This window comes from Streptomyces sp. NPDC002701, from assembly GCF_042889045.1.
GTDB lineage: Bacteria > Actinomycetota > Actinomycetes > Streptomycetales > Streptomycetaceae > Streptomyces.
On the sequence record NZ_JBIAQL010000016.1, the window covers coordinates 95,529 to 122,009 of the forward strand.

At 67.5% G+C, this 26,481-nt stretch carries 17 protein-coding genes and 1 pseudogene; 2 read left to right on the plus strand and 16 right to left on the minus strand.

Going from position 1 to position 26,481, the window contains the following annotated elements:
* Positions 1-194 precede the first annotated feature (194 nt).
* Together ACFYXC_RS31235 and ACFYXC_RS31240 are read right to left on the minus strand one after the other, a co-directional pair.
* On the minus strand, positions 195-914 hold the full coding sequence (locus tag ACFYXC_RS31235) for a hypothetical protein (protein ID WP_389555365.1): 720 nt from the start codon (positions 912-914) through the stop codon (positions 195-197).
* Between the two features lie 557 nt (positions 915-1,471).
* A pseudogene (locus tag ACFYXC_RS31240) lies at positions 1,472-2,503 on the minus strand (putative T7SS-secreted protein); the annotation flags it as partial.
* Between the two features lie 310 nt (positions 2,504-2,813).
* On the opposite strand from ACFYXC_RS31240, the gene ACFYXC_RS31245 reads away from it, so the two are divergent.
* Positions 2,814-4,409 (plus strand): hypothetical protein, encoded by a 1,596-nt coding sequence (locus tag ACFYXC_RS31245; RefSeq protein ID WP_389555366.1) that lies wholly within the window; start codon positions 2,814-2,816, stop codon positions 4,407-4,409.
* A 26-nt stretch (positions 4,410-4,435) separates the two neighbouring features.
* Here the strand turns inward: ACFYXC_RS31245 and ACFYXC_RS31250 are convergent, their stop codons facing one another.
* Complete coding sequence (locus tag ACFYXC_RS31250) at positions 4,436-4,627, minus strand: DUF397 domain-containing protein (RefSeq protein WP_389555368.1); 192 nt, start codon at positions 4,625-4,627, stop codon at positions 4,436-4,438.
* Positions 4,624-5,475: a Scr1 family TA system antitoxin-like transcriptional regulator gene (locus ACFYXC_RS31255; RefSeq protein ID WP_389555370.1), complete on the minus strand. Its 852-nt coding sequence runs from the start codon at positions 5,473-5,475 to the stop codon at positions 4,624-4,626. Before ACFYXC_RS31255 ends, ACFYXC_RS31250 begins: the two co-directional genes overlap by 4 nt.
* A 140-nt stretch (positions 5,476-5,615) precedes the next feature.
* Here ACFYXC_RS31255 and ACFYXC_RS31260 point away from each other — a divergent pair, with 140 nt between their 5' ends.
* Positions 5,616-6,173 carry an ATP-binding protein gene (locus ACFYXC_RS31260; RefSeq protein ID WP_389555372.1) on the plus strand — a complete coding sequence of 186 codons (558 nt, stop codon included), beginning with the start codon at positions 5,616-5,618 and terminating at the stop codon, positions 6,171-6,173.
* Here the strand turns inward: ACFYXC_RS31260 and ACFYXC_RS31265 are convergent.
* The 12 genes from ACFYXC_RS31265 to ACFYXC_RS31320 all read right to left on the minus strand — a co-directional run bounded on the left by ACFYXC_RS31265 (position 6,158) and on the right by ACFYXC_RS31320 (position 26,337).
* Complete coding sequence (locus ACFYXC_RS31265; protein WP_389555373.1) at positions 6,158-9,319, minus strand: glycosyl hydrolase 115 family protein; 3,162 nt, start codon at positions 9,317-9,319, stop codon at positions 6,158-6,160. The genes ACFYXC_RS31260 and ACFYXC_RS31265 overlap by 16 nt on opposite strands.
* A gap of 251 nt (positions 9,320-9,570) precedes the next feature.
* On the minus strand, positions 9,571-10,764 hold the full coding sequence (gene tuf, locus ACFYXC_RS31270) for an elongation factor Tu (protein ID WP_107020991.1): 1,194 nt from the start codon (positions 10,762-10,764) through the stop codon (positions 9,571-9,573).
* A gap of 167 nt (positions 10,765-10,931) precedes the next feature.
* On the minus strand, positions 10,932-13,061 hold the full coding sequence (gene fusA, locus ACFYXC_RS31275; RefSeq protein ID WP_388920621.1) for an elongation factor G: 2,130 nt from the start codon (positions 13,059-13,061) through the stop codon (positions 10,932-10,934).
* Positions 13,062-13,100: 39 nt separating this feature from the next.
* A complete protein-coding gene (gene rpsG, locus ACFYXC_RS31280; RefSeq protein ID WP_030345396.1) occupies positions 13,101-13,571 on the minus strand; it encodes a 30S ribosomal protein S7 in 471 nt (156 codons plus the stop codon).
* Positions 13,572-13,573: 2 nt separating this feature from the next.
* A complete protein-coding gene (gene rpsL / locus ACFYXC_RS31285; RefSeq protein WP_003948652.1) occupies positions 13,574-13,945 on the minus strand; it encodes a 30S ribosomal protein S12 in 372 nt (123 codons plus the stop codon).
* A 291-nt stretch (positions 13,946-14,236) separates the two neighbouring features.
* Positions 14,237-14,776 carry a DUF1707 and DUF4190 domain-containing protein gene (locus tag ACFYXC_RS31290; protein WP_388920624.1) on the minus strand — a complete coding sequence of 180 codons (540 nt, stop codon included), beginning with the start codon at positions 14,774-14,776 and terminating at the stop codon, positions 14,237-14,239.
* 199 nt (positions 14,777-14,975) lie between these two features.
* On the minus strand, positions 14,976-18,875 hold the full coding sequence (locus ACFYXC_RS31295) for a DNA-directed RNA polymerase subunit beta' (protein ID WP_388920628.1): 3,900 nt from the start codon (positions 18,873-18,875) through the stop codon (positions 14,976-14,978).
* Positions 18,876-18,976: 101 nt separating this feature from the next.
* A complete protein-coding gene (gene rpoB / locus ACFYXC_RS31300; protein WP_389555377.1) occupies positions 18,977-22,465 on the minus strand; it encodes a DNA-directed RNA polymerase subunit beta in 3,489 nt (1,162 codons plus the stop codon).
* Positions 22,466-23,112: 647 nt separating this feature from the next.
* Positions 23,113-23,496: a 50S ribosomal protein L7/L12 gene (gene rplL / locus ACFYXC_RS31305; protein WP_388920634.1), complete on the minus strand. Its 384-nt coding sequence runs from the start codon at positions 23,494-23,496 to the stop codon at positions 23,113-23,115.
* Positions 23,497-23,605: 109 nt separating this feature from the next.
* Entirely contained in the window at positions 23,606-24,136 is a 531-nt protein-coding gene (rplJ, locus tag ACFYXC_RS31310; RefSeq protein WP_307539659.1) for a 50S ribosomal protein L10, read from the minus strand.
* 287 nt (positions 24,137-24,423) lie between these two features.
* Positions 24,424-25,299, minus strand: coding sequence for a DUF1396 domain-containing protein (locus ACFYXC_RS31315; protein ID WP_389555379.1), 876 nt, complete (start codon positions 25,297-25,299; stop codon positions 24,424-24,426).
* A 135-nt stretch (positions 25,300-25,434) separates the two neighbouring features.
* Entirely contained in the window at positions 25,435-26,337 is a 903-nt protein-coding gene (locus ACFYXC_RS31320) for a hypothetical protein (protein WP_389555381.1), read from the minus strand.
* Positions 26,338-26,481: the final 144 nt, after the last annotated feature.

Below are 26,481 nucleotides of genomic sequence, written 5' to 3' on the forward strand. Positions count from 1 at the left end.
TGGGACTCGCTTCCGGTCCTCCCGGCGGGAGGCGCGCAGCATCGGCACTCAACCGAGCAACCCCGACAGTCTGCCATACGGGGCATGGCGCTGGCGAATCGAGCGAGGGACTTTACCCCGGGAGTGACGCAGCTCAAACACGGGCTCGACACGGGGTGGCGGGCCCGCCTTCCGCACCCCCACCGTCCGGCTTCTCAGCTCCGGGGCTCGTCACGTTCGAGCGCATCGAAGTCGATCGGCCGATGGCCCGGGGCGTAGGCACGCAGGAACGCGGCAGCCTCCGCCGGCAGGGGCGGGGTCGTGATCACCGCGTACTCCAGTACGCGCTTCGGGGCGAAGTACTTCCAGAACTCGTACTCCGGCTCCCCCTCTGCAAGGCCCGGATACCGGTCCGTGACGCCGAAGTCGTCCAGGAGTTCGGGAAGCGTGGCATCGGCGAGGTTCGCCACCGGCTCACGCGGGAGCACGATCCGCTCCACACCGGAGTCGAGACGAGGCTGCTTCTCCTGCGCGATGTCCTCCAGCTGGGGCCGGTCCAGCACGTACCAGGGTCCGGCATGCTCCTGCACGAGCCAGCTGTCCCGGGTGTCACTGCGATGGATGGCGCATTCGTCGCCCCGGAAGATCTGCTCTACGTAGCCGAGACCGGGCTGGACCACGGTCTGGGTCTCGCCCGCCGCCTGATACGTGATCTCCGTTCCGTGTCCTGTCGCGATCTGCGCGAACTCGGCGGCGAACTCCGACCGGGCGGGCGACGCACGCAGGCAGGAGAAGTGGAGCGACCCGACCACGAACGCGTGGTCCTCCTGCCAGGTCGCCCGCATGAGGCGGTACGAAGGAACACTGCTGGCCCACCCGGGGATGTGCAGGACGAATTCCCCGCAGAAGACACACGAAGCGTATTCATTACTCATTACAGCTTTCCCTTTCCGCGACGCGGTCCACGCCATGGTGTGCACATCGGTCATCCCATTCGCACGGGAACAATGAACCCCAACGGATTCACCGGACCACCTTCAGGATACGTTCCCTGCGGCAGTTCACGGATTCCCTCACCGTCGAAGAACCTCAGATTTCCGTCCCTGCTGATGACCACTTCCATATGGTCCGACGCCTTGTACTCCAGGTCCCGCGACATACTGTTGGGAATTCCCTGCGCCTCTTCTATTCGGTTGGGCGGTCCAGGAATTCGGTCTTCGGGGTGCGTATGGGCGATGAAATCATAATCCTGCCCCCTGAGGTCCCGTGGAATGGAACTCGTCCGCTCCGTCCCCCGGAAGAGACGCAGATTTCCCGCCGGGTTCTGGATGATGGCGTGCTCGACCCCGTGGAAGCTCTGGAGCTCGGAGAGATGGGAGACGTTCACCTCTCCGGGCCGGATGGGTATGTGCCCGTTCTCCAGCGCCCGGGTGAGCTGCCTGGCCTTCGGGGACAGCGCCCGGTAAGGGATCTGGCCACCCGGCATGCGCGCTCCGCCCTTGAAGACGCCGCTCATGCCGCGCACGCCCTCGGCCATGCCCTTGAGCCCGCCCTTGCCGAGGGCCTTGGCACCCTTGGCGAGTCCGCCGAGGGTGGTCAGCCCCTTCATCCCCGGGATGCAGTCCAGGGCGGCGAACGCCACATCCCACAGGGACGCTTGCCCCTTCATGTACTTGTTGAGGGTGTCCGCGAGGACGACGAGGGCCGCGATCAGCACGATCGCGCCCAGGATCGGCCCCCCGATGATCAGCGCGATGATCCCCAGCACCGCGACCACGACCTTGCAGACGGCGACGATGGTGTCCCAGTTGTCGACGAACCAGTCGCCGACCTCCTCGTACCACTTACGGTTCTGAATCCCCGCGTCGGAGGCTTCGTCCAGCTTGCGCTTGGCCTCCCCGGCCGCCTCCTCCCGCATCGCACGCGCATCAGCAGCCATCTTCTTCGCCGCACCCAGCGCACTCTGCGCCGAGGACACCTCCGACCGGGCCGCAGTGTGCGCATCCCTCGCACTCTGCGCATCCCGGGTCGCCGCCCGCACCTTCGCCTCGTCCGGCTTCTCGACGTCCTTGCCACCGGTCGGATCGCCCTTGTACTTGTCCGCCTCCTTGCTGGCGCGCGCCACCCACGAATCAGCCGACGACAGCCTGGACTTGGCGGAGGCGAGATCGGCCTGCGCCTCCCGCCCCTTCGCAAGCGCCCTGTCCGCCAGCGCCTGCGCGCGCTCCAGCTGCGGCCAGTACGCCGCCAGCGCATCCCCCGCCAGGTCGTACGACTTCTTCAGCTTCTTCAAATTCTTCGGCACACCCGAGAACTCGTCCCGGAACACCTCAGCCGTCTTCCCCACCATCGCCAGGACGGCATCCTCACCCGCCATCCCCTGCACCAACCGCAACGCATCCCGCACATCGTCCGCAAAGTCATGCAGGCCCTTGGCCAGCGACTTCACCCGGACCGGATCACCCGGCGTCGGATCCCTCTCCAGATCCAGCACATGCCAGTCCGTCGGCCGAAACCCCGCCACACCCCAACCCCCGTCACAACCACCACCACACCGACCCCGTCAACCACACATACGCAGGAGCGAATTTACTAGGCACTGGCGTTCGGTGTGCGGCTCGGATCAAACCGGATGCTCACCCACAGGTCCGTGGCACCCCCCGTCGCCGCGAGGCGGTCACCCGGTAAGGCGGTCTCTCGATGAGGCGCCCCTCCGGTGGATCCACCTCACGCGCCCCACAGCATCCGCGCGGAATTTCCCCACAACACCCCTTCTGTTGGCCGGAGTTGACTAATTTCGCCCCCGCCCGGTCCGGTACAGGAGAGGCCCAGCCATGAGCACCCCGATCCACCGCACACCGACACGGCGGTCCGGGGCCGTCCTGGCGGCGGCCTCGCAGCGTCGGGACGGGAGCCGGACCGGGAGTCCGTCCGCGGGCCCGGCGGAGCGCGCCCTCCTCGACATGCAGTCCCGCGCCGGCAACCGGGCCACGACCGCGGCGGTGCAGCGCGCCCGGGACACCGGGAAGGGCAAGGCGGCGGAGAACGGCGGCGCGCCCACCGGAGCGAAGACCGCCGAAGCGAAGAAGAAGAACTATCGCGACCGGATCGCCGCGCTCCTCGACAGGTTCAAGAAGAACCTCGAACCCATCGACACCTTCATCAAGGGCTTCCAGACCCCCACCAACGCGGCCTTCACCCAGCAGGCCGCCGTCGCGGCCAACGACGGCCTCAAGCACTCCGCCGCCGCCTCCGGAACCTCCGCGGCGTCCGGGAACCTCCTCACGGAGGCCGCCGGCACCGTGGTCAGCGGCATGGACGCGTACAAGAACATGAAGGACGCCAAGAAGCACGAGACCGGCGCCGATCACCACACGGCGAACAAGAAGGCCAAGACCAAGGGTGCCGACGCGGTCGTCGGTGCCGTCAGTTCGGGAAGCTACAGCGCCGCCATCGCCAAAGAGGTGACCAAGGTCCAGAAGGCGGCGGACGCCGCGGTGGCCTCCGAGGTGAGCGGTGCCGCCAGCGCCTCCATCGGCTTGATCAAGGGCGGACGGGCCGTCTTCCGCGTCGGCAAGGCGGCCCGTAAGTACAGCGAGATCAAGAAACTGGGGGATCCCCATCTCGTCCAGGCGGGGTCACTGGCCCGGCTGAACGAGTCGCGCGAGCAGGCCAACTGGGCCGCCGCGGAGGCTTACGTCTCGCTGGACGCCTACTGGGCCCACGAGGGTCCGGGACGGCTGGAGGCCGTTTCCGAGGCCATCGACGCCGCCTGGGAGGCGATGGGTGAGGCCCGTGACGCCGCCGAGACTCTCCAGCGCGCCGAACGAGACGTGGAGAAGCTGAGCACGGTGCAGGGGTACGCGAAGAAGAAGCAGCTCACCAAGATCGGCAAGGAGGCCGTCGGCGGCGCGGTGGGCGAGTCCACCAAGGCCGCGGCCGGCGTCGTGACGGCGGTCGCGGCGGGCACAGCCGGGCTGGCGAGCAACCCGGTCGGCTGGGGCCTCGCCGGGGCCGGTGCCGGCCTCGTCCTCGGCGTCACCCTGTACAAGGCGCTCCGCGCCGCCACGAAGCGCTACGAGGAGGTCCACCATCCCGAGCGCTGGGCGCCGGAGGGCGAGACCCCGGCGGAGGCCGCGTCCCGCAAGGAGTCGCTGCAGCACGCCCTGAAGTTCTGGAAGAAGGTGTCCAAGGGCGAACGCCAGGCCATGGCGCGCGAGATCTACGCGTTGGCGGCGGGGCCCGCCGTCTCCGGGAGCGGCGGTACGACGGCCGAGATGCGGGAGTCCGCCAGGTCCCTGCTCATCGCCCTCAAGTCCGGCCCCGCCCAGCACAAGCTGGAGCCGGACGCGTGGGCCGAGTCCCTCAACGACCCGTCGAAGAGCGCCGGTTGGATCCAGGAGATAGCGGAACAACTGGCTTCGGGGTGACCCCGTCGCCCTACCGACCCGTCGCCCTACCGCCCCGCCGCCAGCGGCGCCACGAACGACGACCAGGCCGCCGGACTGAGCGTGACGTGCGGTCCTTCGGCGTCCTTGGAGTCACGGACGTGGACGGCGGCGGGGCTCTTGGCTATCTCAAGGCAGTCGTTGATATCGCTGCTGTCGCTGTAGCTGCTCTTGAACCAGTGGAGTTCCGTGGCGCTCATAGTCTCTCCCGCACTCGCTCGATGAAGGCCAGCGACTCCCTCGGCGGGAGAGCCTGCGCGCGGATCATGCCATACCGCAGTTCAAGGATACGAAGATCCCTGGGACTGGTGACCGGGCGGCCGTTGAACGCACCTGGACAACGTCCGATCGCAGTGCCGTCGGCGAACTTCAGCAACTGGATCGGGCCGTGGTGCACTCCGGCGTGCTCTTCCCGGTCGGTCGGCATGACCTGAAGCGTGATGTTCCGCAAGCGGCCCACCTCCAGCAGGTGTTCGAGCTGGCGGCGTAGCACCATTTTCCCACCGAGAGGCCGTTCCAGCGTCACCTGTTCCTGGACGAAACTGAGCGTTGGGGCGGGCTCCCGGTCGAAGATCGCCTTCCGTGCCATACGTGCGGCAGTCCCCCGTTCCACCTCATCCTGTGAGTACGCGGGCTGCGCCATCTCGAACAGCGCCTGGGCGTACTCCGGCGTCTGCAAGAGCCCTTGGATGTTGTGGTTGCTGTACTGCAGCAACTCGACCGCCCGGTCCTCCAGCTCCTTCAGCTCCCGCACCTTCTTCGGATACCGGGCCTTCTCCACGTCCTCCGTGAACGCCTTGAGATGCCCGCCCGCGTTCAGGACCTCGTCCGCCCGGTCCAGGAACTCCGGCCGCGGAATCCGAACCCCGCGTTCGATCTTGCGGACCATGTCCTCGCCGTATCCGAGGACCTCACCGAGGTCGGCGACCCGCATCCCGGCTGCCTCCCGGCAGATCCTGACCAGTCGTCCTACGGCCTCCACCAAGGGCGCACTCTCGTCCCCAGGTTCAAGATCCCAGCCGGCCTCATCCACACCCTCACCACTCACGCCCACCCACCTCCAACGCCCACCCGTACCCCCACGACACCCGGGACAGCCGAGACAGAACGGGACAACGGCAGGACAGTTCCGATACGCACGGTCGTAATCCCAGTTCAGACTAGGCACGGTCGGCCACGCTGAGTCACGTGAATCAAGAAGCCGTCCGCAACTTCAGCCTGCTCCTGTCCGCCACCCCGCGCGGCGCCCGACTGGCCCGCCGGCTCACCACCGAGCAACTACGCACCTGGGAACTCCCGTTGGACCCGGCCCGTGCGGAGCACCTCGTGGCCGAGCTGGCCGCCAACGCCATCACGCACGGCCGCGTCCCCGGCCGCGACTTCCGACTGACGCTGTACGTGGTCGGCGGCACCCTCCGTATCGAGGTGACCGACACCCGCGGCGACCGGCCGGTCCCGCGTCCGCAACAGCTCGCGCCCTGCACCGAGTCGGGGCGCGGCCTCGTCATCGTCGAGGCCCTGTCCGACCGCTGGGGCGTCACCCCCGGCAGACCCCCACGCAAAACGGTCTGGGCCGAGATCAACTTCCTACCGCAGCCCGCCGCCCCGGCCGCCCCCGCCGCCCCCCGGACCTGCCCCGCCACCAGGACAGGAACCACCGAAGCGACGGCTGACCGCCCAGGTGGACAGGGCGCGCATGAGCAAGGCCCAGGCACGGCCCCGGCCCCGGCTCAGCGCACGCGATAGCTCTCCCGCGGGCCCAGATACGTCTGCGTCAACCCACCCGTGTCGATCACCAGCCGCTGCACCACCACCGTCGGATCGACCGTCCAGAACTTCAGCCGGTGCACCCCGGCCGCCCCGATGGTGTGACGCGTCGACGTCCGGTTGACGTTGTCCGACGTGTTGCGGGCCCACTCCATGTTCATCAGGCCGTCGTCGGCCCCCGTCGCCGCGTGGATGTCGACAATCTGAGGGGCGTCGGCGTCGAACGACACCCCGTACTTCAGCCCGCCCGTGGGCAGCGTCGGATTCCGCGGCGACAGGTACGCCCACACCGTGACCGGCCCCGCCACGAGCAGGCTCACCTCGTATTCGAGGCGTGGCGACGACCCGCCCGGAGTCCGCCGCGGCGCCGTCACCGGCCACGGTGTCATGCCGGCCCCGGTGCGTCCGATGCCGTCGATACGCCGCCACTTCCCGACCGAGCGCGCGAAGTGCTCGGCGTCCACGGCGACGTGACCGCCCGCCTCCACGAACCCCCGCAGGCCGCGACGCCACAGCCCGCGCCCCTGCGGGTCCCGCACGGCCGGCCGCTCGGCCACCACGCCGACCGTCACCACCGCACCCGCTCCCTCCACGGTCACCGACGCCTCCGCCCGCCCCCGCGGAGCCTTCGCCCAGTCCACCGTCAGCACGACCCGTACCTGCTGCCGCACCCGCCCCCGCGGCCGGTCGACCCGGATCCACGGCACGGACGCCGTGATCCGGTAGTCGAAGGCGGTACGCCCCCGGTTGAAGACCTCGACGTACTGGTCGGGCCGCGTCTGGTACGGGCTGAAGACCGGCAGCACGGCCCCCGCGGCCGCTCCCGAACCGGCGCCCGGCGCACCCGGTCCGCCCCCCGGCCACCACTCCTCCGAACCGTCCACCGCCACCCCCATCTCCGCCGCCGCCCCCGCCGGCGGCTCGATCCGCCGCACCGCCGGGAAGATCTCGTCGGGCAGCGCCACGTTGTCCCGCTCGGGCTGCTGCCAGGGCGCGTTGGGGCCGTACCGCTCCACGTCCCCGTACCCGATGTGCGGCTGGGTCTGGAAGCCCCGCCACTTGCCGCCCGCCACCCGCGAGTTGAAGTGCTCGGCGAGGGCGAGGTCCCGCGCGAGGCCCGCCTCCGCCTCGGCCGCCAGGCCGTTCGTCGCGGCCCGCCCCTGCCCGGCGTACAGCAGGTTGGTGAACTCCACCTCCCTCAGCCCGTACAGGTTGGCCGTCGCCGCCACCTCGTACCCGACCAGTTCGAACCACGCGTCCTGGTCCTCCGCGGGCAGCCGCCGGCCGATCCGCGCCGCCTCCTCGCCCAGCCGCCGCCACTCCTGCGTGACGCGCTCCAGTTCACGGTGGTCGAAGAAGAAGGGCGTCTGCCGGTCGTCGTACACGACCTGCCCGTCCACCAGGCTGATCCTGCGGTTCAGCAACTCGGGCTTGCGCCGCGACTGAAGCTGCCCGTACCTCGCCAGCACCTCGGCGATCTCCTTCGCCCGCGCCTCCCCGAAGTTCTGCCGCGCGTACCGCCGCTCCCACTCCCCCAGCCTCTCCAGCGGCCAGCGCTCCGGGCTCCACGCGTAGTTCAGGAAGAACTCGGTCGGCAGCTCGTTGCCCTTCAGGTCGCCGGCGTTCGTGACCCACAGCTCCCGGTTGCCGTACGCGATCGCCTGGTGGAGCTGGTCCCACAGGTTCGGCAGCGAGGCGGTGTCCACCCACTTGTAGTTGCGGCCGACGCCCACGTAGTCGAAGTGGTAGTACAGGCCGTAGCCGCCGGCCCGTGGCCCCTCGGCGGGGTCCGGGTGCTTACGGATGTTGCCCCAGTTGTCGTCCGTCAGGACGACGGTCACGTCGTCCGGCGCCCGCAGGCCGCGGTCCCAGTAGCGCTGGACCTCCTTGTAGAGCGTCCACACCTGCGGCGTACCGGACGCGTCCCGGCCGGTGACCTCCTCGATGATCGTTCTCTGCGTCGCGATGATCTCCTGCATCAGCTCGATGCCGTCGCCATCCGGCAGGCTCGTGTCGCCGTTGCCGCGCATGCCGAGCGTGACGACACCCTCGAAGCCCTGCTCCACCATGCGCTCGATACCGTCGCGCCAGTACGCCTTGACGGCCGCCGCGTTCCGCCGGAACGACCATTCACCCGTGCCGCCGTACGGGTCCCGCCCCGGCGTCACGATGTTCCCCGCGCTGTCGCGCACGGCCGGCACGGCATGCCGGTTCCACTCCTCGATGCCCCGCATCATCGGCGCCTCATGGGATGTGCCCATGACAATCCCGTACTCGGCGGCCCGCCGGTGGTTCTCCGGATCGTCCTCCGCGAACGCCCGCCCCCACACCGCCGGCCACAGATAGTTCGCCTTCAGCCGCAGCAGCACCTCGAAGACCCTGGCGTAGAAGTCCGCGGTGAAGCCGCCGGGATGCCCGGGCGCCTTGCCCGGCCCGAAGTACCCGGGCGCCCACGTCCCGAGCGCCGGGTTCTCGTCGTTGATGAAGACGCCCCGGTACTTCACCGCCGGCGTGCCCTGGCTGAAGCGCCCCGGCAGCACATACACCTCGCTCCGCCGGACCGGCCGCACGTCGTCCCACCAGTACCAGGGCGAGACCCCGATCCCGTACGAGACGTCGTACGCCCCGAAGATCGTGCCGCGCGGGTCGCTGCCGGCGATGACGAACGCCCGCTCCACCCCGGGCATCGGCTGTTCGACCACGGTCTGGAGGGAGGTCTCCCACGCGCCCCGGACGCCCTCGACGTCGAGCCTCCCGGCCGCGATCAGCCCGTCGATCAGCCGACTGCGTCCGATCGTCCCCACCAGGACGACCTCGCGGGCGACCGCGTCACCCGGCCGCGCCCCGGTGACCCGCTCGATGTCGTCCCGCAGATCACCGGCCACGCGTACGACTCCGGGGTGGTCGTCGGCACTGACCAGGACCGGGGCGCCCACCAGCCGGAAGGCACCCGGCCGTGGCGAGAAGGAGAGGTACGCCCCCGGATCCGTCGCGGCCCGCGGTGCGTCCTGCGCCCTCGCGGTCCCGGGCATCCCCGGCAGCGCGGGCAGTGCCGCCAGTCCGGCCCCCGCCCCGACGGCTCCCAGAGACCCCAGAGCCGCTCTGCGGCTGATCTCACCAGACATGCCCCACCCCTCGACCGTGTCGCACGTGTCGTACCGAATCTCCTTCAGCGGTATGACAAACGGTGGCGGCAGGGGCTGTTGAGGGGAACGGGTCGTCACCGCCGAACAGTTTCGTGACGAATCATTTCGACACACTCGGCAAGGGGGCCGGCACAGCAAAGGGGCCCGCACGACCGAAGTCGTACGGGCCCCTTCAGGAGCTCAGCTGATGCTGGAGCTACCAGGCGTCAAGCCCAACAGGTAAGGAACGCTTACTTGTTGATCTTGGTGACCTGGCCGGCGCCCACGGTCCGGCCACCCTCACGGATGGCGAACTTCAGGCCCTCCTCCATGGCGACGGGCTGGATGAGCTCGACGGTCATCTCAGTGTTGTCGCCGGGCATGACCATCTCGGTGCCCTCGGGGAGGGTCACCACACCAGTCACGTCCGTCGTGCGGAAGTAGAACTGGGGACGGTAGTTGTTGAAGAACGGCGTGTGACGGCCGCCCTCGTCCTTGGACAGGATGTACGCCTGCGCCTCGAACGAGGTGTGCGGGGTGACCGAGCCGGGCTTGATGATGACCTGGCCGCGCTCGACGTCCTCGCGCTTGATGCCACGGAGGAGCAGACCGACGTTCTCACCGGCCTGACCCTCGTCGAGCAGCTTGCGGAACATCTCGATGCCGGTGACCGTGGTGGTGGTCTTCTCGGTCTTGATGCCGACGATGTCGACGGTCTCGTTGACCTTGAGGACACCACGCTCGATACGGCCGGTGACGACCGTGCCGCGACCGGTGATCGTGAAGACGTCCTCGATGGGCATGAGGAACGGCTTGTCGACGTCACGCTCGGGCTGCGGGATGGACTCGTCGACGGCCTTCATCAGGTCGAGGACGGACTTGCCCCACTCGGCGTCGCCTTCGAGAGCCTTGAGCGCCGAGACCTTGACGACCGGAAGGTCGTCGCCCGGGAACTCGTACTCGGAGAGCAGCTCACGGACCTCGAGCTCGACGAGCTCCAGGATCTCCTCGTCGTCCACCATGTCGGCCTTGTTCAGCGCGACGACGATGTACGGAACGCCGACCTGGCGGGCCAGGAGCACGTGCTCCTTGGTCTGCGGCATCGGGCCGTCCGTGGCGGCGACGACGAGGATGGCGCCGTCCATCTGCGCCGCACCCGTGATCATGTTCTTGATGTAGTCCGCGTGACCGGGGCAGTCGACGTGGGCGTAGTGACGCGTCTCGGTCTGGTACTCGACGTGCGCGATCGAGATCGTGATACCGCGCTGGCGCTCTTCGGGAGCCTTGTCGATCTGGTCGAAGGCCGAAGCCTCGTTCAGGTCCGGGTACGCGTCGTGCAGCACCTTGGTAATGGCGGCCGTGAGGGTCGTCTTACCGTGGTCGATGTGACCGATGGTGCCGATGTTGACGTGCGGCTTAGTCCGCTCGAACTTTGCCTTCGCCACTGAATCCTCCTGCGGAGTGGTTCTGGTACGCCTTACTCATCGGCGCCAGGTGATCTTTGCTGGGATGCCGTCCGCCGGGATCCTGTCGGACGGGGACGATCCCTCGTCCCTGCCGGTTCGGATCCCCGCCGGTCGGTGTCAAGCCTAAAGCGTGTAAACGGTGTGTGTTACTCGCCCTTGGCCTTCGCGATGATCTCCTCGGCGACGTTCCTGGGAACCTCGGCGTAGGAGTCGAACTGCATCGAGTAGCTTGCGCGACCCGAGGTCTTGCTGCGGAGGTCGCCGACGTAGCCGAACATCTCCGAGAGGGGCACGAGGCCCTTCACGACACGAGCGCCGGCACGCTCCTCCATGGCCTGGATCTGGCCGCGGCGGGAGTTGATGTCGCCGATGACCTCACCCATGTAGTCCTCGGGCGTGGTGACCTCGACGGCCATCATCGGCTCGAGCAGCACGGGGCTGGCCTTGCGGGCGGCTTCCTTGAACGCCTGCGAACCGGCGATCTTGAACGCCAGTTCGGAGGAGTCGACCTCGTGGTAGGCACCGTCGAGAAGCGTGATGCGGACACCCGTCATCTCGTACCCGGCGAGGATGCCGAACTGCATGGCCTCCTGCGCACCGGCGTCCACCGACGGGATGTACTCCCGCGGGATACGGCCACCGGTCACCTTGTTCACGAACTCGTACGCCGGACCGTCGGTCTCGGTGATGGGCTCGATCGCGATCTGCACCTTGGCGAACTGACCGGTACCACCGGTCTGCTTCTTGTGGGTGTAGTCCACACGCTCGACGGCCTTGCGGATCGTCTCACGGTACGCGACCTGCGGCTTACCGACGTTGGCCTCGACCTTGAACTCACGGCGCATACGGTCGACCAGCACCTCGAGGTGCAGCTCGCCCATACCACCGATGATGGTCTGGCCGGTCTCCTCGTCCGAGTGAACCTGGAAGGAGGGGTCCTCCTCCGCGAGACGCTGGATGGCGACACCCAGCTTCTCCTGGTCACCCTTGGACTTGGGCTCGATGGCGACCTGGATGACCGGCGCCGGGAAGTCCATGGACTCCAGGATCACCGGGCTCTTGTCGTCCGAGAGCGTCTCACCGGTGGTGGTCTGCTTCAGGCCCATCACGGCGACGATGTCGCCGGCGCCCACCGCCTCGATCTCCTCACGCTTGTTCGCGTGCATGCGGTAGATCTTGCCGATGCGCTCCTTCTTGCCCTTGACGGAGTTCAGCACGGCGGTGCCGGACTCCAGGCGGCCCGAGTACACCCGGACGAAGGTGAGCTTGCCCAGGTGCGGGTCGCTCATGATCTTGAACGCGAGAGCGGACAGCGGCTCGTCCACGGACGGCTTGCGCTTGACGACGACCTCGGGGTCCTTGACGTCGTGGCCTTCGATGGCCTCCACGTCGAGGGGGGTCGGCAGGTAGCGCACGACCGCGTCGAGCAGGGGCTGGACGCCCTTGTTCTTGAACGCGGTGCCACAGAACACCGGGGTGACCGTGGTGTCGTTGGACTTGCCGGACGCGATGGTGATGCGACGGATCGCGGCGTACAGCTGCTCCTCGGTGGGCTCCTGGCCCTCCAGGTACAGCTCCATGATCTCTTCGTCGTTCTCCGCGACGGCCTCGATCAGCAGACCGCGGTACTCCTCGGCCGCCTCGGTGTGCGTGGCCGGGATGTCGACGACGTCGTACATCTCGCCCTTCGCCGCCTCGGCGGACCACACGAGCGCCTTCATGCGGACCAGGTCCACAACGCCCTTGAAGTCCATCTCGGCACCGATCGGGAGCTGCATGACCAGGGGCTGCGCACCGAGGCGGTCCTTGATCATGTCGACGCAGCGGTGGAACTCCGCGCCGGTGCGGTCGAGCTTGTTCACGAAGCAGATGCGCGGCACGCCGTAACGGTCGGCCTGACGCCACACCGTCTCGGACTGCGGCTCGACACCCGCCACACCGTCGAACACGGTGACGGCACCGTCGAGGACGCGGAGCGAACGCTCCACCTCGACCGTGAAGTCGACGTGCCCGGGGGTGTCGATGATGTTGATGGTGTAGTCGTTGTCCTCGAGGGGCCAATGACAGGTGGTCGCAGCAGAGGTGATCGTGATGCCACGCTCCTGCTCCTGCTCCATCCAGTCCATGGTGGCAGCGCCGTCGTGGACCTCACCGATCTTGTAGCTGACGCCGGTGTAGAAGAGGATCCGCTCGGTGGTGGTCGTCTTGCCCGCGTCGATGTGGGCCATGATCCCGATGTTGCGGACCTTGGCCAGGTCAAGTGAAGTGGTAGCCATAAGGCTTCGGTCTTCTCTCGGTCTCGATGGGGAGAGCGACTACCAGCGGTAGTGCGCGAAGGCCTTGTTGGACTCGGCCATCTTGTGGGTGTCCTCGCGCTTCTTCACAGCGGCACCGAGGCCGTTGGAGGCGTCGAGGAGCTCGTTCAGCAGACGCTCGGTCATGGTCTTCTCGCGACGGGCGCGGGAGTAACCGACCAGCCAGCGCAGCGCCAGGGTGCTCGCGCGGCCGGGCTTGACCTCGACCGGCACCTGGTAGGTGGCGCCACCGACACGGCGGGACTTGACCTCAAGCGTGGGCTTGATGTTCTCGAGAGCGCGCTTCAGCGTGATGACCGGGTCGTTGCCGGTCTTCTCGCGCAGGCCCTCCATGGCGCCGTACACGATGCGCTCGGCGGTGGAGCGCTTGCCGTTCAGCAGCACCTTGTTGATCAGGGAGGTGACAAGAGGAGAACCGTAGACCGGGTCGATGATGACCGGGCGCTTCGGGGCGGGGCCCTTACGAGGCATTCTTACTTCTCCTTCTTGGCGCCGTAGCGGCTGCGGGCCTGCTTGCGGTTCTTGACACCCTGGGTGTCCAGGGAACCTCGGATGATCTTGTAGCGAACACCCGGCAGGTCCTTCACACGGCCGCCGCGCACGAGCACGATCGAGTGCTCCTGCAGGTTGTGTCCCTCACCCGGAATGTAAGCGGTGACTTCGATCCCGCTGGTCAGACGCACACGCGCGACCTTACGCAGGGCCGAGTTCGGCTTCTTCGGGGTGGTCGTGAACACACGCGTGCAGACGCCACGACGCTGGGGCGAACCCTCGAGCGCGGGCGTCTTGTTCTTCTCGACCTTGTCCTGCCGGCCCTTCCGGACCAGCTGCTGGATCGTAGGCACTACTTCTCCGGTTTCTGTGTGCCGAATGGTGAAGCTAACCTGGAACACCGCCGACCCACGCGGTCGGGTGTGTCGAATACTGCGGATTCCCGCCGCGAGGCGGGAGGGGCGCAGATTGCGGTGGCCGGTGACGACTCCCCTAGTGCGGTTGAAGGCACGCACGGGAGCCAGGGCACACCCCAGGCACAAGGTCTGAGCGTACCTACCTCATAGGCTGCGGTCAAAACAAATGGACGGCACCGGCACTTGTGAGCGGACCATGTCAAGCCGCCCCACCGTACGTGATCTTCGTCAGGACACCAGGGCCGCCGCGAACAGCAGGGTCAGCATCAGCGCCCACCCCGCGATGGACAGCCAGCCGAGGACCAGCCCGGTCAGCGCGAGACCTTCGCCACCCTCGCCCGTACGCCGCATCTCCGAGCGGGCCGTGTGCCCCAGGATCACCGCCGGCACCCCGGTGAACCCGCCCGTCACCAGACAGAGCCCGCCGCAGATCGCCGCCCCGACGGCCTTGTCGTTCGTCTTGCGCGCCGTCGACGGCAGGAAGGTCCGCGGCACGGGCCCGGCGACCGCCGGCAGCGCCACGGGGCCCTGCGGGAGGTCGGACACCAGCAGGGCGAGCTCACCCACCGTACGGGCCGCGTACGCCCGCCCCACCCGCTTCTCGAACTCGGCCTGCTGCATCCGCCCCTCGCCGAACCCGGCTCTGAGCACATCCACGGCACGCTCACGATCGGCGGTCGAGGCAAGCATCGAGTGGCCGGCCTGCTCCTGCCAGGGGCGCGGCTGATTCCACCCCTGCCCCGGCTGCCACGGCGACGGATACGACACGGGAGCACCTCCCCCGAACGGACTGGCTCTTCCATCATGCTTCAACGCGGCAATACGGGCACAGGTTCCCGCACCCCTCATGTCAGGAATTTCCTGGCGGGTCCAAGACCGGCCGACCCGCCGGCCGGGAACGCCGCAGGGCGGCCACCCCGGCTGGGGTGACCGCCCTGCGGCTCAAGCGACTCGTCTACCGGAGCGCCTACTGGTTGTACGGACCGTAGTCGTAGTCCTCCAGCGGAACGGCCTGGCCGGAGCCCGTGCCGAACGGCGAGTAGTCGATGTCGTCGTAGCCGACGGCCGAGTACATCGCGGCCTTGGCCTCCTCGGTCGGCTCGACCCGGATGTTGCGGTAGCGGGACAGACCCGTACCGGCCGGGATGAGCTTACCGATGATGACGTTCTCCTTGAGGCCGATCAGGGAGTCGGACTTGGCGTTGATCGCCGCGTCCGTCAGAACCCTGGTCGTCTCCTGGAAGGACGCCGCCGACAGCCACGACTCGGTGGCCAGCGACGCCTTGGTGATACCCATCAGCTGCGGACGGCCGGAGGCCGGGTGGCCGCCTTCCTGGACCACACGACGGTTCTCGGTCTCGAACTTCGACCGCTCGACGAGCTCGCCGGGCAGCAGCTCCGCGTCGCCCGACTCGATGATCGTCACCCGGCGCAGCATCTGCCGGATGATGATCTCGATGTGCTTGTCGTGGATCGACACGCCCTGCGAGTTGTAGACCCGCTGGACCTCTCCGACCAGGTGGACCTGGACGGCACGCTGACCCAGGATGCGCAGCACGTCGTGCGGGTTGGTGGCACCCACGGTGAGCTTCTGGCCCACCTCGACGTGCTCGCCCTCGCTGACCAGGAGACGGGCACGCTTCGAGATCGGGAACGCCGTCTCGTCGCTGCCGTCGTCCGGGGTGACGACGAGCTTCTTGGTCTTCTCGGTCTCCTCGATCCGCACGCGGCCGGACGCCTCGGAGATCGGGGCGACACCCTTCGGCGTACGGGCCTCGAAGAGCTCGACGACACGGGGCAGACCCTGGGTGATGTCGTCACCGGCCACACCACCGGTGTGGAAGGTACGCATCGTCAGCTGGGTGCCGGGCTCACCGATGGACTGGGCGGCGATGATGCCGACCGCCTCACCGATGTCGACCAGCTTGCCGGTGGCCAGCGAACGGCCGTAGCACATGGCGCAGGTGCCGACGGCGGACTCGCAGGTCAGGACCGAGCGGGTCTTGACCTCCTCGATGCCGTGCTTGACGAGCTCGTCGATGAGGACGTCGCCGAGGTCGGTGTTGGCCGGGGCCAGCACCCGCCCGTCGACGGTGATGTCCTCGGCCAGCGCACGTGCGTACACGCTGGTCTCGACGTTCTCCGCCTTGCGCAGGACGCCGTCGGCGCCGCGCTCGGCGATCGACAGACGCAGGCCGCGGTCGGTGCCGCAGTCCTCCTCGCGGATGATGACGTCCTGTGAGACGTCCACCAGACGACGGGTGAGGTAACCCGAGTCGGCGGTACGCAGGGCGGTGTCCGCCAGACCCTTACGGGCACCGTGCGTGGAGATGAAGTACTCCAGGACGGACAGGCCCTCACGGAAGGACGCCTTGATGGGACGGGGAATCGTCTCGTTCTTGGCGTTCGACACCAGACCGCGCATACCGGCGATCTGACGCATCTGCATCATGTTTCCGCGGGCGCCCGAGTTCACCATCATGGAGACCGGGTTGGTCTTCGGGAAGTTCGCGTTCATCGCCTCGGCGACCTCGTTGGTCGCCTTGGTCCAGATCGCGATGAGCTCCTGCGTGCGCTCGTCCTTGGTGATCAGACCACGCTCGTACTGCTTCTGGACCTTCTCGTCCTGGTCCTCGTAACCCTTGACGATCGCGCGCTTCGCGTCGGGAACGACGATGTCGGAGATGGCCACGGTGACGCCGGAACGGGTCGCCCAGAAGAAGCCGGAAGCCTTCAGGTTGTCGAGCGTCGCCGCCACGATGACCTTGGGGTACCGCTCGGCGAGGTCGTTGACGATCTCGGAGAGCTGCTTCTTGCCGACCTCGTAGTCGACGAACGGGTAGTCCTCGGGCAGCAGCTCGTTGAAGAGCGCGCGGCCCAGGGTGGTGTTCAGGCGGAAGGTGTCACCCTGCTGCCACTCCGGCTCACCCTCCTCGCGGGCCGGCGGGGTCCAGCCGCGCGGCGGGATGGTGCCCACCGGGAAGCGGATGTCCACGCGCGACTGCAGCGAGAGCTCGCCGGCGTCGAACGCCATGATCGCCTCGGCCGTGGAGCCGAACGACCGGCCCTCGCCCTTGACGTTCCGCAGCTCGCCGTCGGTGGTGAGGAAGAACAGACCGAGAACCATGTCCTGGGTCGGCATCGTCACCGGACGGCCGTCGGCGGGCTTGAGGATGTTGTTCGAGGACAGCATCAGGATGCGGGCCTCGGCCTGCGCCTCCGCGGAGAGCGGCAGGTGCACGGCCATCTGGTCACCGTCGAAGTCCGCGTTGAACGCGGTGCAGACGAGCGGGTGGATCTGGATGGCCTTGCCCTCGACCAGCTGCGGCTCGAACGCCTGGATGCCGAGGCGGTGCAGGGTGGGAGCACGGTTCAGCAGCACCGGGTGCTCGGCGATGACCTCTTCGAGGACGTCGTACACGACCGTGCGGCCGCGCTCCACCATGCGCTTGGCGCTCTTGATGTTCTGCGCGTGGTTCAGGTCCACCAGGCGCTTCATCACGAACGGCTTGAAGAGCTCCAGCGCCATCGCCTTCGGCAGACCGCACTGGTGCAGCTTGAGCTGCGGACCGACGACGATCACGGAACGCGCGGAGTAGTCCACGCGCTTGCCGAGGAGGTTCTGACGGAAACGGCCCTGCTTGCCCTTGAGCATGTCGCTCAGGGACTTCAGCGGGCGGTTGCCGGGACCGGTGACCGGACGGCCACGACGACCGTTGTCGAAGAGGGCGTCCACGGCCTCCTGGAGCATGCGCTTCTCGTTGTTCACGATGATCTCGGGCGCGCCGAGGTCGAGAAGCCGCTTCAGACGGTTGTTGCGGTTGATCACACGGCGGTACAGGTCGTTCAGGTCGGAGGTCGCGAAGCGGCCACCGTCCAGCTGCACCATCGGGCGGAGGTCCGGCGGGATGACCGGGACGCAGTCGAGGACCATGCCCTTGGGGCTGTTGGAGGTCTGCAGGAACGCAGACACGACCTTCAGCCGCTTCAGCGCACGGGTCTTCTTCTGGCCCTTGCCGGTGCGGATGATCTCGCGGAGGCGCTCGGCCTCCTCCTCCAGGTCGAAGGACTCCAGGCGCTTCTGCAGCGCCGCGGCACCCATCGAACCGTCGAAGTACGTGCCGAAGCGGTCACGCAGCTCGCGGTAGAGCAGCTCGTCACCTTCGAGGTCCTGGACCTTGAGGTTCTTGAAGCGGGTCCACACCTCGTCGAGACGGTCGATCTCGCGCTGCGCACGGTCACGCAGCTGCTTCATCTCGCGCTCGGCGCCTTCGCGCACCTTGCGGCGCACGTCGGCCTTGGCGCCCTCGGCCTCGAGCTCGGCCAGGTCGGTCTCGAGCTTCTTGGCGCGGGCCTCCAGGTCGGAGTCGCGGCGGTTCTCGACCTGCTGACGCTCGACGGAGACGTGCGCCTCCAGCGAGGGCAGGTCACGCGTACGACGCTCGTCGTCGACGTACGTGATCATGTACGCGGCGAAGTAGATGACCTTCTCGAGGTCCTTCGGAGCGAGGTCGAGCAGGTAGCCGAGGCGCGACGGGACGCCCTTGAAGTACCAGATGTGGGTGACGGGAGCGGCCAGCTCGATGTGGCCCATCCGCTCACGACGCACCTTGGCGCGAGTGACCTCGACGCCGCAGCGCTCGCAGATGATGCCCTTGAAGCGGACGCGCTTGTACTTACCGCAGTAGCACTCCCAGTCCCGGGTCGGACCGAAGATCTTCTCGCAGAAGAGTCCGTCCTTCTCGGGCTTGAGGGTGCGGTAGTTGATGGTCTCCGGCTTCTTGACCTCACCGTGGGACCACTGACGAATGTCGTCAGCGGTAGCAAGGCCGATCCGCAGCTCGTCGAAGAAGTTGACGTCGAGCACTTGTCGTCAATCCCTCTTTCGGGGTCGATTCTTCACTGGTCTGACTGGGGTCCGGGGTTGGTTAGCCGGGGCTCGTGTTCAGCGAGCCCCGGCCAGACCCGTCAGACCTCTTCGACGCTGCTCGGCTCGCGCCGGGACAGGTCGATACCGAGCTCCTCCGCGGCGCGGAAGACGTCCTCGTCCGTGTCGCGCATCTCGATGGACATGCCGTCCGAGGACAGCACCTCCACGTTGAGGCAGAGCGACTGCATTTCCTTGATGAGCACCTTGAAGGACTCGGGAATGCCGGGCTCAGGGATGTTCTCGCCCTTGACGATGGCCTCGTAGACCTTCACGCGACCGGTCACGTCGTCGGACTTGATGGTCAGGAGCTCCTGGAGGGCGTACGCGGCGCCGTAAGCCTCCAGCGCCCACACCTCCATCTCACCGAAGCGCTGGCCACCGAACTGGGCCTTACCACCCAGCGGCTGCTGGGTGATCATCGAGTACGGACCGGTCGACCGGGCGTGCAGCTTGTCGTCGACCAGGTGGTGGAGCTTGAGGATGTACATGTAGCCGACCGAGATCGGCTCCGGGAACGGCTCGCCGGAGCGGCCGTCGAACAGCGGTGCCTTACCGGTGGGGAGCACCATGCGCTCGCCGTCGCGGTTCGGGATCGTGTGCTGCAGCAGACCCGCGAGCTCGTCCTCACGCGCACCGTCGAAGACGGGGGTGGCGACGTTCGTGCCCGGGTCGACCTTGTCGGCCTCGATGGCCTGGAGGCGCTGCGCCCAGTCGTCCGCGAGGCCGGAGACGTCCCAGCCGCGGCTGGCGAGCCAGCCGAGGTGGATCTCCAGGACCTGTCCCGGGTTCATTCGGGACGGGACACCCAGCGGGTTGAGGATGATGTCGACGGGCGTGCCGTCCTCGAGGAACGGCATGTCCTCGATCGGGAGGATCTTGGAGATGACGCCCTTGTTGCCGTGGCGGCCGGCGAGCTTGTCACCGTCCGTGATCTTGCGCTTCTGCGCCACGTAGACACGAACCAGCTGGTTCACGCCCGGCGGCAGCTCGTCGCCCTCTTCACGGTCGAAGACGCGGACGCCGATGACCTTGCCGATCTCGCCGTGCGGCACCTTCAGCGAGGTGTCGCGCACCTCGCGCGCCTTCTCACCGAAGATCGCGCGGAGCAGGCGCTCCTCCGGGGTCAGCTCGGTCTCACCCTTGGGCGTGACCTTGCCGACCAGGATGTCACCGGCGACGACCTCGGCACCGATGCGGATGATGCCGCGCTCGTCGAGGTCGGCGAGGACCTCCTCGGAGACGTTCGGGATGTCCCGGGTGATCTCCTCGGGGCCGAGCTTGGTGTCACGGGCGTCGACCTCGTGCTCCTCGATGTGGATCGAGGAGAGGACGTCGTCCTGCACGAGGCGCTGCGACAGGATGATCGCGTCCTCGTAGTTGTGACCCTCCCACGGCATGAAGGCGACGAGCAGGTTCTTGCCCAGCGCCATCTCGCCTTCCTGGGTGGCCGGACCGTCGGCGAGAACCTGGTTCTCGACGACCCGGTCGCCCTCGTCGACGACGACCTTCTGGTTGACCGAGGTCCCCTGGTTCGAGCGGGAGAACTTGGCCACCCGGTAGGTGTTGTACGTGCCGTCGTCGTTGGCGATGGTCACGTAGTCCGCGGAGACCTCCTGGACGACACCGGCCTTCTCGGCCTTGATGACGTCGCCGGCGTCGACGGCGCAGCGGTACTCCATGCCCGTACCGACGAGGGGGGCCTCGGCGGTGATGAGCGGCACGGCCTGGCGCATCATGTTCGCGCCCATGAGGGCACGGTTGGCGTCGTCGTGCTCCAGGAAGGGGATCATCGCGGTCGCGACGGACACCATCTGGCGCGGCGAGACGTCCATGTAGTCGACGTCGTCACCGGGGACGTAGTCGACCTCTCCGCCACGGCGGCGGACCAGGACGCGGGCCTCGTTGAACCGCATGTCGTCGTTGAGCACGGCGTTGGCCTGCGCGATGACGAAGCGGTCCTCCTCGTCGGCGGTCAGGTAGTCGACCTCGTCGGTGACGACACCGTCGGTGACCCGGCGGTAGGGCGTCTCGACGAAACCGAACGCGTTGACCCGGCCGTAGGAGGCGAGCGAGCCGATCAGGCCGATGTTCGGGCCTTCGGGGGTCTCGATCGGGCACATGCGGCCGTAGTGCGAGGGGTGCACGTCACGGACCTCGAAGCCGGCCCGCTCACGGGAGAGACCACCCGGGCCAAGAGCCGACAGGCGGCGCTTGTGGGTGAGACCCGACAGCGGGTTGTTCTGGTCCATGAACTGCGACAGCTGGCTGGTGCCGAAGAACTCCTTGATGGAGGCGACGACCGGCCGGATGTTGATCAGGGTCTGCGGCGTGATCGCCTCGACGTCCTGGGTCGTCATGCGCTCGCGGACGACTCGCTCCATACGCGCCAGACCCGTACGGACCTGGTTCTGGATGAGCTCGCCCACGTTGCGCAGACGGCGGTTGCCGAAGTGGTCGATGTCGTCGGTCTCGACGACGATCGAGGCGTTGTTGTCGCCCATGACCGTCTCGGTCTCGCCGGCGTGCAGCTTCACCAGGTACTTGATCGTCGAGATGATGTCCTCGACGGTCAGGATGCCGGCGTCCAGCGGGGCGTCGCCGCCCAGCTTCTTGTTGACCTTGTAGCGGCCGACCTTCGCGAGGTCGTAGCGCTTGGGGTTGAAGTAGAGGTTCTCGAGCAGCGTCTGCGCGGCCTCACGGGTGGGGGGCTCGCCCGGACGCAGCTTGCGGTAGATGTCGAGCAGCGCGTCGTCCTGGCCCTGGGTGTGGTCCTTCTCCAGGGTGGCGCGCATGGACTCGTACTCGCCGAACTCCTCGAGGATCTGCTCGGTCGTCCAACCGAGAGCCTTGAGCAGGACGGTGACGGACTGCTTGCGCTTGCGGTCGATGCGGACACCGACCATGTCGCGCTTGTCGATCTCCATCTCCAGCCAGGCACCCCGGGAGGGGATGACCTTCGCGGAGAAGATGTCCTTGTCGGACGTCTTGTCGATGGAGGAGTCGAAGTAGACACCCGGCGAACGGACCAGCTGCGACACCACGACACGCTCGGTGCCGTTGATGACGAAGGTGCCCTTGTTCGTCATGAGCGGGAAATCACCCATGAAGACGGTCTGGGACTTGATCTCGCCGGTCTCGTTGTTGGTGAACTCGGCGGTGACGAAGAGCGGGGCGGCGAACGTGAAGTCGCGCTCCTTGCACTCGTCGATGGAGTTCTTCGGCGGCTCGAAGCGGTGGTCGCGGAACGTCAGGGACATCGACCCTGAGAAGTCCTCGATCGGGGAGATCTCCTCGAAGATCTCCTCGAGACCGGACTTGGTGGGGACGTCCTGTCCACTGTCCAGAGCCGCCTCGACACGAGCCTTCCACGCGTCGTTGCCGAGCAGCCAGTCAAAGCTTTCGGTCTGCAGCGCAAGAAGGTTCGGAACCTCGAGGGGCTCCTTGATCTTTGCAAAGGAAATGCGCAGCGGGGCGGTGCTGGCGCCGTTGTTCGTATTCGCGGTCGAGGCAGTGCGCGAGGCGGCCAAGAGGGGGTCCTTCCGAGGGCTCGGACTCACTACGCGCGTACCGGTCCCCAGCGGGGCACAGAGATGGACGTTTCCCGAACCGGTCACATAGGACCAGGTCAGGGTCGGTTCCGTCTGCAGTGCTGATGCGAGGGTATGCCCCTGGTGACGGGCAGGAGGCAGCTAACAGGCAGCGCAAAGGGTCAGTGTAGCCACTAGGCCCACTGATGTCCAGTGCGGGTTTTTGAAGACCCTCGTTGTTCTCAACCCCTGCTGCAAGCCACGCCCTCGATGCACATCGATACTGCCCTCTTCGCCGCCGATCCATGCCTCGGATCCGGATCGTTGTGACGACGCGTCCTGAGAATTGCGCGCTGCGTGCGGTTCGTCAAGGCCCCCCATGCCCGAACCGGGTGCTGCCATCGTCACGTGCACCCGTCCTGCAACCCGCCCCACACCAGGTCCTGCTGCTCGTCACGGGCGGCCGGAGGCACGAACGAAGATCACCATACTCGTCGCGACCGGCGGTGCAAGGCAGCCGCCGCACGGCCCCCTCGAACGCCGAAGAGCGACCACCCAGTTGGGTGATCGCTCTTCGGTGCGTCAGCGTTACAGGGCCAGTTCAGCCGCTGTACCGGGTCCGCAGGAGTCCTCGCGGACTCGTCGGGTCACTTGACCTCGACGGAGGCGCCGGCGCCCTTGAGGGACTCGGCAGCCTTCTCGGCGGCCTCCTTGGCGACCTTCTCGAGGACGGGCTTCGGGGCGCCGTCCACGAGGTCCTTGGCCTCCTTGAGGCCCAGCGAGGTCAGCTCACGCACGACCTTGATGACCTGGATCTTCTTCTCGCCGGCACCCGTGAGGATGACGTCGAACTCGTCCTGCTCGGCCTCGGCCTCGACCGGGGCGCCCGGGCCGGCCGGACCGGCGACGGCGACCGCGGCAGCGGCGGTGACGTCGAACTTCTCCTCGAACGCCTTCACGAACTCGGAGAGCTCGATGAGGGTGAGGGACTCGAACTGCGCGAGCAGCTCTTCCTGGGACAGCTTCGCCATGATGGCGTCCTTCCACTAATTCGGCAGGTGCCGGATGTACTGGTGAGGCGGGCGTACGTTCGGCCCGCTACGACCGTCGCCTCGGGCGGCGGTCAACAAGCGAGCCGAGTTACTCGGCACCGCCCTGCTCGTCGAGCTTGACGCGAAGCGCCTCCGCGGTGCGGACGAACTTCGACGGGAGCGCCTGGAAGAGCTGCGCAGCCTGAGTCTGCTTGCCCTTCATGGCACCCGCCAGCTTGGCGAGCAGAACCTCGCGGGACTCGAGGTCCGCAAGCTTCTTGATCTCGTCGGCGGACAGCGCCTTGCCGTCAAGGACACCGCCCTTGATGACGAGGTTCGGGTTGTCCTTGGCGAAGTCACGAAGACCCTTCGCCGACGTCACCGGGTCACCGGAGATGAAGGCAACCGCTGTCGGACCGTTGAACAGGTCGTCGAGCGTGGAGATCCCGGCCTCGTTGGCCGCGATCTTGGTCAGCGTGTTCTTCACCACGGCGTACTGGGCGTCTTCACCGAGCGAACGACGCAGCGTCTTGAGCTGCGCCACGGTGAGACCCCGGTACTCGGTCAGCACAGCGGCGTTCGAGCTGCGGAACTGGTCCGCGAGCTCGGCTACCGCGGCAGCCTTGTCGGGCCTTGCCATAAGCGTGGCCTCCTTCCGGGTGATGAGGACCGCTCCGAAGGAGACTGGGAAAACGAAACGCCCCGGCGCAGGCGCACGGGGCGTGGCTCTACCAGACGGAATCCGTACGAAGTACGGGACTGTCCGGGAGCTCATCCACAGTCACCTGCGCGGGTCGTCCGCAATCCAGCGGATCCTTCGGTCACCGGGTCCTCTTACGAGAGCACGGCAACGACCAGCGGTCTTTGGCTTCTGTGGAAGATTACGTGAACGGGGCACTGTCAAGCAAATCCGTGCCCCCGGGGAGGTCAGCTCTCCAGGTCGCCCATCATCTCGGCCAGGTCCACGACGTCCTTGGCCGGCGGGGCCTCGACCGTCACGGGCTCGTTGTAGTCGAGGAAGGTGATGGTCATGTCGAGCTTGCCCTTGTCGGCGTCGCCCTGCATGCGGAACTGCTTGGTGTGGTCCTCGCCGTCGACCCACATGTCCATCGTCAGGGTGTCCACGCCCAGCTTCTCGTACTGGTCGAGGCTCTTCTCCCGCTTCTCGCGGGTGGTCTTGCTCTCGTCCCGCAGGGACTTGCGGAACTCGTCGAGGGTGACCGTGCCCTTGTAGTGGGTGGTCTCGACGCCTTCGATCCTCTCGGTGCCGACCTTCTTCACGTCCTTGGAGCCGGTGAGGAAGGTGGACTCCTGCGCCGGGTTCTTGTCGGCCGTCCCCGCACCCGGGGCGCCGCCGCCCAGCGCGTCCTCGCCCAGGGTGGACAGGTCGAACTTCATCCAGCTCTTGCCGTCCATCTCCTTGGCGGCCGCGGCGCCCCCGCCTATGTACATCACCTTGTCGACCAGCCGGATCTCGGCGGTGCCGTCCGCTCCCTGGTCGAGCGCGGTCATCTTCATGCTCATGGCGACATCGGGCTTCATGCGCATCTGGGCCTCGGCCTTGACGCGTCCCTCCTCCGGGGTCCTGCCGGACATCCGGTAGCTGAGGGAGGTGATGTCCTCCGTCTTCTCCGCCGCCTTGGCGACGGCCGCGGCGGGCGTCATGTCCGGCGACTCGCTCCCCGAGTCCCCGGAACAGCCGACAGCACCCCCGCCGAGGACGAGCGCGGCGAGGGCCGCGCCCGTCGCCCCGTGACGTACGGACCCGCGCCGGTGTTCGGACCCGCGCACAGAAAGCTTCATGGTTCCCCCCAAGGAACAGCTGAGCGATTCACAGACAAGGCGCGAGCGTATCCCAGGGGGCGCAAGCAGTCCTCCGAGTTGTCAGGGGTCTCCTGTGACGCCTGTGACCGGCGGGAGGGCGCTGTGAGACGGCCCTCAGCCCGCCGGCTGGGTCTGCATGAGGTCCGTGAAGTCGGCTGTGTCGCTCGCCGCGGGTTCCTCGGCGGAGACCTCGACCCCGTAGTCGCTGTAGTACGCCGTGGAGGACATCGAGCCGGTCGCCAGCTCGCCCTTCTCGGCCTTCTTGACCAGCAGGTTCTCGTCGTTCACCCAGATGTCGATCGTCTCGGTGGTGACGCCGGCCTGCTCCAGCTGGCGCTTCAGGTCGGCCAGCTGCTTCGCGGAGAGGTTCGAGCTCTGGTCCGCGGCGAGGTCCGCGACGTCGACCGTGCCCGAGTAGTGCGTGGTGTCCTCCCCGCGCACCTTCTCCTCGCCGACCTTCTTGACGTCCCCGGAGGCCAGGAGCAGTTTCACCGACTGGTTCGGAGTGGTGTTCTGCATCTGGTCCTTCATGTACGCGCCCGATCCGCCGCCGAGCCGCGCCAGGTCCTCGTACCCGTACTTGATCCAGTGCTTGCCGCCGGACTGCTCGGCGAACTTGTCGCCCATCTTCGCGTAGTAGGCGTCCGGGAGATAGCGGGCCTCCATGGAGGTGGTGCCCAGCTGGCGCATCTGGTCGGCCATCGTGCCGCCGGTGTACGTGATCGTCAGGTTGCCGGTGAGACCGTCCGCCCAGCCGAGGGCGCCGTCCGCCTTCATCGACATCATCGTGCCCATGGTGGTGGTCGACTCGACCTTGGCGGAGTCCGCCTTGTCGGTGCTCTTCTCCACGGAGAGCAGGGCCGCGACCGGGTTCGCCCGGGTCTTCGCCCCGTCGGCCCCCTTGCCGCTGTCCCCCGATCCCCCGTCGGAGTCCGAGCCACCACAGGCCGCGACTCCGGTCAGGGCGGCGACCGCCGCTATCGAGACGGTCACGCGGCGCACGATCGAGCTCATCATTCGTCCCCCTATGCGATTCCTGTGCCTCGCACGCTAGCGCAGGGCACCGACACCCGGACCGGAATCGGGCAGCACGGCGCACACCCGGACACCCGACCCCGGACACAGAGACGGGCCCCGCACCTCGAAAGGTTGCGGGGCCCG